Source organism: Pseudomonas sp. Irchel 3H3, from assembly GCF_900187635.1.
Classification (GTDB): domain Bacteria; phylum Pseudomonadota; class Gammaproteobacteria; order Pseudomonadales; family Pseudomonadaceae; genus Aquipseudomonas.
In genome coordinates this window covers 89,626-95,625 of sequence record NZ_FYEC01000021.1, presented here as the reverse complement: position 1 = coordinate 95,625, position 6,000 = coordinate 89,626, and the positions used below count along the sequence as shown (strand labels likewise).

At 62.9% G+C, this 6,000-nt stretch carries 7 protein-coding genes; 2 read left to right on the top strand and 5 right to left on the bottom strand.

Annotated elements, in window-relative coordinates; translation table 11 throughout:
* Window positions 1-609 precede the first annotated feature (609 nt).
* From CKW24_RS20700 to CKW24_RS20680, 5 genes are all read right to left on the bottom strand, one after another.
* Window positions 610-1,947, bottom strand: coding sequence for a HAMP domain-containing sensor histidine kinase (locus tag CKW24_RS20700; protein ID WP_095170023.1), 1,338 nt, complete (start codon window positions 1,945-1,947; stop codon window positions 610-612).
* 67 nt (window positions 1,948-2,014) lie between these two features.
* Entirely contained in the window at window positions 2,015-2,458 is a 444-nt protein-coding gene (locus CKW24_RS20695) for an LTXXQ domain protein (protein ID WP_095170022.1), read from the bottom strand.
* 141 nt (window positions 2,459-2,599) lie between these two features.
* A complete protein-coding gene (locus CKW24_RS20690; RefSeq protein ID WP_095170021.1) occupies window positions 2,600-3,277 on the bottom strand; it encodes a response regulator transcription factor in 678 nt (225 codons plus the stop codon).
* 225 nt (window positions 3,278-3,502) lie between these two features.
* Window positions 3,503-3,802, bottom strand: coding sequence for a YciI family protein (locus CKW24_RS20685; RefSeq protein WP_095170020.1), 300 nt, complete (start codon window positions 3,800-3,802; stop codon window positions 3,503-3,505).
* 1 nt (window position 3,803) lies between these two features.
* Window positions 3,804-4,400 carry a septation protein A gene (locus CKW24_RS20680; RefSeq protein ID WP_095170019.1) on the bottom strand — a complete coding sequence of 199 codons (597 nt, stop codon included), beginning with the start codon at window positions 4,398-4,400 and terminating at the stop codon, window positions 3,804-3,806.
* An 86-nt stretch (window positions 4,401-4,486) separates the two neighbouring features.
* Here CKW24_RS20680 and CKW24_RS20675 point away from each other — a divergent pair, with 86 nt between their 5' ends.
* On the top strand, window positions 4,487-5,350 hold the full coding sequence (locus CKW24_RS20675) for a PHP domain-containing protein (protein ID WP_095170018.1): 864 nt from the start codon (window positions 4,487-4,489) through the stop codon (window positions 5,348-5,350).
* Between the two features lie 13 nt (window positions 5,351-5,363).
* On the top strand, window positions 5,364-5,993 hold the full coding sequence (locus tag CKW24_RS20670; RefSeq protein WP_095170027.1) for an L-threonylcarbamoyladenylate synthase: 630 nt from the start codon (window positions 5,364-5,366) through the stop codon (window positions 5,991-5,993).
* Window positions 5,994-6,000 lie beyond the last annotated feature (7 nt).

Here is a 6,000-nt window from a genome sequence, read left to right as displayed (position 1 = left end):
GCGGAAGCATCATTTTCAACAACGCAGCTTTGCGTTCTTCTGAATAGAAAGGCATGACCTTACTCTTGCCGCCCCCGGAATACTTTTAAAAAGCGGAGGACACGACAACTACCCTGACACCGGGGGGTCTTAGGAAGTAGAAGCTACACCGCGCATGCCCTAGCGATCAGGTCGGCTCTAAGGCCGGCTCGCTTTGTTTTTGATCCTGGGCGCCCGTTAACCACGCTGGCCGGAGTTCGATATTGATTTGGGGGGTAAACCGGCAGGACGCCGGTTTAGCCGCACTGGGCCAGGGAGGGCCCATTGCGGCGGCCCCCCAAATCAATGTCGGAGTACGGGCATGCCGAGCCTAAGCGAGGCACCGAGTGGTGGGGTAAGAGCGTTTTGCTTACTTTTGCGCTGTTCAAAAGTGAGCCGCCGTCAGGCGGAACCATAGGAGGCCGTTACCGAAGAAATGGATATGTACTCGGACCAGGATCCAACATCCTGGTCGGCCCAGAGGTCACTACGCAAGCAGGTGCAACGTCGCACTACAGTTGTGTAGATACTTATGCCCATCGCTGGCGAGCCAAATGCGGGCGTCAGCTCCCCAAAAAGGCGGAGCTGGGCTCAGGTGCTGGCTCCCGGCTCCAGTGGCAACTCCAGGCTGGCGATGAATCCGCCTTCTGGGTGATTGGCCAGGGTCAGGCTGCCACCGTGACGCTCGGCGGCGCGGCGGGCGATGGCCAGGCCCAGGCCATGGCCGGGGGCAGTCTGGCCGGGCGCGCGGTAGAAGGGTTCACCCAACTGCGCCAGATGCTCGGCGTCGACCCCGGGACCGTGGTCGCGCACGCTGAGCACGATACGTTCACCCTGGTGCCGGGCCAGGACTTCGATCGGCCGTCCGCTCGGGTTGAAGCGCTGGGCGTTACGCAACAGGTTGTCCAGAGCCCGCTCAATCATGGTCGGCCAGCCCTTGAGCTGCAGGCTTGGTTCGGCTTCGACCCGGATCTGCTGATCCGGCGCAGCGAGCTTGGCATCGCGCTGCACGCTGCCCAGCAGCAGGTTGAGGTCCACCGCCTCGGCGCTGGCGTTATCGGCATCGACCCGTGCCAAAACCAGGATTTCACTGATCAAGGCCTCCAGGCGGTCGCATTCGCGCGTCAGGCGCGGCCAGAGTTTTTCCCGCTCTTCAGGGCCGGCCCGTTCGGCCAGGGCCAGGGCAATGCGCAAGCGCGCCAGGGGTGAGCGCAGTTCGTGGGACACGTCGCGCAGCAATTGCCGCTGGCTGCCAATCAGGCTCTGCAAACGCGCGCCCATGCGGTTGAAGTCGTTGGCCAGCACGCCGAACTCGTCGCGCCGGTTGGCCAGGCGCGCCAGGCTGTTCTGCTGGTACGTGGTCTGGCCCAGGTCATGCACCGCGCCGCGCAAGCGGCTCAGGGGGCGGGTGATGGACAGCGTCACCAGCAGGCTGAAGAGGGTCAGCACTACCAGCGCAATACCCAGCGCGCTCAAGGGCCAAAGCAGGCTTTCGCGATGCCAGCTATCGAGCTCCGGGTGGGGGATGCGGTAGATCAGCAGGTAGGTTTCACCGGTTTTTGGGCTGGTGTACTCGGCGGTCAGGCGCCGCCACGGCAGGTGCCGGTCGTTATTGTCGTTCTGCCGGGCCTCGAAGGCCGCCGCACGACGCGGGAAGGTCCCGCGCACCACCGGGTCACCGCTTTCGTTGAGCACCTGGACGTCGATGTGATAACGCCGCTTACGTTTTTCCAGCAGTGTTTGTGCGGCGTCCTCGCCGTTTTCCTCATACAGTTGGGTCCACTGCTGCGCCAGGGTATTGAGGCCGGGATGCCGACTGAGAATCCAGGCGTCCTGGTTCAGCATGTGCCCAAGCAGTATCGATAGCCCAGCAACCAGGGCGATGGCCAGCCAGAAGCTGGCGAGAATGCGCCAGAACAATGAACGCACGGGAAACCCTCAAACAAGGAAAGCCCAATGGCGGGGACCATTGGGCTGGGGGAGGAGCGCTAGAGCATTATTGCGCTTTTTGCGGTTGTTGCGCTTTCCACGCCTGGAACTGTGCCCATTCGGCCTTGCGTTCGGCGCGCTTTTTCTGGATGGCGTCGAACTTCTGCTGCTGGTCAGGCTTGAGCAGCGCCCGGACCTCGGTTTCGGCTTTCTGGTGACGGGCGGCGATTTCGTCTTGCATGGCTTTCTGGTCGGCTGGCGACAGTTTTTCCAGGTATTTGTCGACCAGCTGCTTACGCTCGTGCATCTGCTCGCCCATGATCTTGCGGATCTGCTCGCGTTGTTCGCGGCTCAGGTCCAGCTGGCTGTAAGGGCCCTTGCCGTGATCGTGCATCTGAGCGCCGTGACGTGGGCTGTCCATCGGGCCCATCGGCCCCTGGCCTTCTGGCATGGCCATGGCAACGGTGGGCAGGGCGGCAGCGAACAGCACAGCGATAAGGGTCTTGCGCATGGTGTATCTCCTTGTCTCGTTCCCGGTGTGTTCCGGATGAGTGCAGATTACGCAGATCAAGGTCAGCGGCGGTCAGCGAAGCGTAAAGCTTGGGTAAAGACGCTCGCACGCGGTCCTGACATTGGCGCCGGCCTACTGAGCTCAGAGGCTGTAGTAATAACCGCGGCTGCGCAGGGCCACGATGCGCGGGCGGCCATCGGGGTGCGGGCCGATCTTCTTGCGCAGGTTGCTGACGTGCATGTCCAGGCTACGGTCGTAGAGGGTCAGCTTGCGGCCGAGGGCGATCTGCGCCAGTTCCTGCTTGTCCAGCGGCTCGCCAGGCTGCTTGAGGAGGGCTTCGAGCAGGCGGCTTTCGGAGACGGTCAGGGTGTATTCCTGCTGGTCGATGCTGACCACGCCCCGCGCTGGGCTGAAGCACAGGTCGCCGAGTTCCACCTGGCTGGACACGGCCGTCGGGTGACTGCGGCGCAGTACGGCGCGCAGGCGGGCGGTCAATTCCCGGGGATCGCAGGGCTTGGCCAGGTAATCGTCGGCCCCCAGCTCCAGGCCGAGGATCCGGTCCAGCGGTTCGCCACGGGCCGAAAGCATCAGCACTGGCAGCTCGGGGTGGTCGTTGCGCAATTGCTTGAGCAGTTCCAGGCCGCTGCCGTCGGGTAGCATCACGTCCAGCACCACGGCCGCCGGCGCGGACTCGGCCAGGGCGCGGCGGGCGCTCAGTCCGTCGTGGCAGGCGCGCACGACAAAGCCTTCCTGGCTCAGCCAGCTACCGAGGAGCTCGCACAGCTCCTGGTCATCATCAATCAGTAACAGCTCGCTCATGACTTACTCAATTTAGCCATTGTCGATGTGGGGGGGGGCCATTCCTGGCAACGATATCGCAATGCAGGGCGGCGCGCGCGACTGGCATGCCACGACGAACCCGTGCGGCTGAGTGGTCAGCTGGACAGGGCGGGGTGAAAAACCTGAGGCGGGTGGGTTGAAACAAACATTGCGAGCACTATGGAGTGCGCGATGAACACAAGGTTCACCGCGCCGCCAGGCTTCTTAAGGCAGGACTTGCTTGAACGGCTTGACCAGGACGTTGGCGTAGATACCGGCGTCGATGTACGGGTCGGCATCGGCCCAGGCCTGGGCGGCTTCGAGGGAGGCGAATTCGGCGACGATCAGGCTGCCGGTGAAACCTGCGGCGCCTGGGTCATTGCTGTCCACTGCCGGGTGCGGACCGGCCAGGACCACGCGGCCTTCGGCCTTGAGTTGTTGCAGACGCTCAATGTGCGCAGGGCGGGCGGCCAGGCGAGCTTCCAGGGAGTTGGCGACGTCTGTGGCAATAATTGCGTAAAGCATGTCAGTCCTCGGTTTTTGGCGTAGTGGGATCGGCGTCGTGCAGGTGACGGGACAGGTAGATACCCTGGGCCACCAGGAACAGCAGGGTCATGCCCAGGCTGCCGAAGACCTTGAAGTCGACCCAGATGCTCTGGAAGGTAAACGCGACGAACAGGTTGGCGGCCCCGCAGAACAGGAAAAAGCCGATCCAGGCGATGTTCAGGCGGGTCCACACCGCATCCGGCAGGGTCAGTGCGTGGCCCATGATGCGCTTGATCAGCAGTTGCTCGCCGATGAAGTGACTGCCGATAAACCCCAGGGCAAACAACCAGTTGACCACCGGCGCCTTCCACTTGAGGAAGGTTTCGCTGTGGAAGGCCAGGGTCAGGCTACCGAACACCAGGCAGGCGACGAGGGTCAGCCACTGGCTTTTTTCCAGTTTGCGCTGGGTGATGAACAAGGTGCCATAGACCACCAGGGAACTGACGATGAGCATCGCGGTGGCGCTGTAAATACCGCCTACAGTCAATGGATAGCCGGCAATGTCGACGACCCGGGGGTCAATTTTGAAGACGATGAAAAACAGCAGGAGCGGGATGAAGTCGATGAATTGTTTCACAGTGGCAGCCAGAAGCAGGATGTGGCGGCATAATAACAAACATATTGGGTCGCGATAGCGCCAGCTGATTTGAGGTTACACATCCTGTGAATGTTGATTTGCACTGCCATAGCACGGCCTCCGATGGCGCCCTGGCGCCTGCGGTACTGGTGGCGCGGGCGTTCGAGAAAGGCGTGCGAGTCCTGGCCCTGACCGACCACGATACCCTCGAAGGCCTCGACGAGGCCCGCGCTGCCGCACAGGCGCTGGGCATGCAGTTGGTCAACGGTGTCGAGTTGTCCTGCACCTGGGGGGGCGCCACCATTCATGTGCTGGGCTACGGCTTCGACGTCAATGCCCCGGCGCTGGTCGAGGCCATCGCCCGGCTGCATGACGGGCGCTGGCTGCGCTCTGAAGAAATCAGCCGCAAGCTGGAGCTCAAGGGCATGCCCGGGGCGCTGGAAGGTGCGCGGGCGATCCAGCAGGAACTCGGCGACAGTGGCAATGCCCCGGCCCGCCCGCACTTCGCCGACTATCTGGTGCGCGCCGGCTACGTCAAGGACCGCGCCGAAGCGTTCCGCAAATGGCTGGGCGCGGGCAAGCTGGGGGACGTCAAGCAACACTGGCCGACGCTGGAGGAAACCGTCGCTACCCTGCGCGCCGCGGGTGCCTGGGTCAGTCTGGCCCATCCATGGCACTACGATTTCACCCGCAGTAAACGCCGGCGCCTGATTGGCGACTATATTCAAGCGGGTGGTCACGCTATCGAAGTGGTCAACGGGCACCAACCGGCCGAGCAGGTCGGCAGCCTGGCCATTCTGGCGCGTGAGTTCGGTCTGCTGGTCAGTGCCGGCAGTGATTTCCATGGCCCCGGAGGCTGGTCCGAGATCGGCGAGTACCGCCCGCTCCCGGAGGATCTGCCACCGCTTTGGTGTCGATTCAAACATGACCCAATTATTGCCGCCGTCTGAACAGGTAGAAAATGTGAGTCAATTTTTCCAGATTCATCCGGAAAACCCGCAAGCGCGCCTGATCAAACAGGCTGTCGAAATCATCCGCGCCGGCGGGGTGGTGATCTATCCCACCGACTCGTCCTACGCCATTGGCTGCCAGATCGGCGACAAGAACGCCGTAGAACGGGTGCGGCGCCTGCGCCAGCTGGACGACAAGCACAACTTTGCGCTGATCTGCAGCGACCTGTCGCAATTGGGGGTGTTCGCCAAGATCGACACCGGCACCTTTCGCATCCTCAAGGCGCACCTGCCAGGCCCGTACACCTTCATTCTCAACGCCACCCGCGAGGTGCCGCGCCTGTTGCTGCACCCGAAAAAACGCACCATCGGCCTGCGGGTGCCGAGTCATCCGATTGCCCTGGCCCTGCTCGAACAGCTGGGCGAGCCGCTGATGAGCGTGACCCTGATCATGCCCGGCGACACCGATCCCTTGAGCGATCCCTACGAAATGCGCCAGTTGCTCGAGCATCAGGTCGACCTGATCATCGACGGCGGCTTTGGCGGCATCAAGGCCTCCACGGTGATCAACCTGGCCGATGGCGAGCCAGAAGTGATCCGCGTCGGCTGCGGCGACCCGTCTCCGTTCATGGCCGAGGCCTGAATGTCGG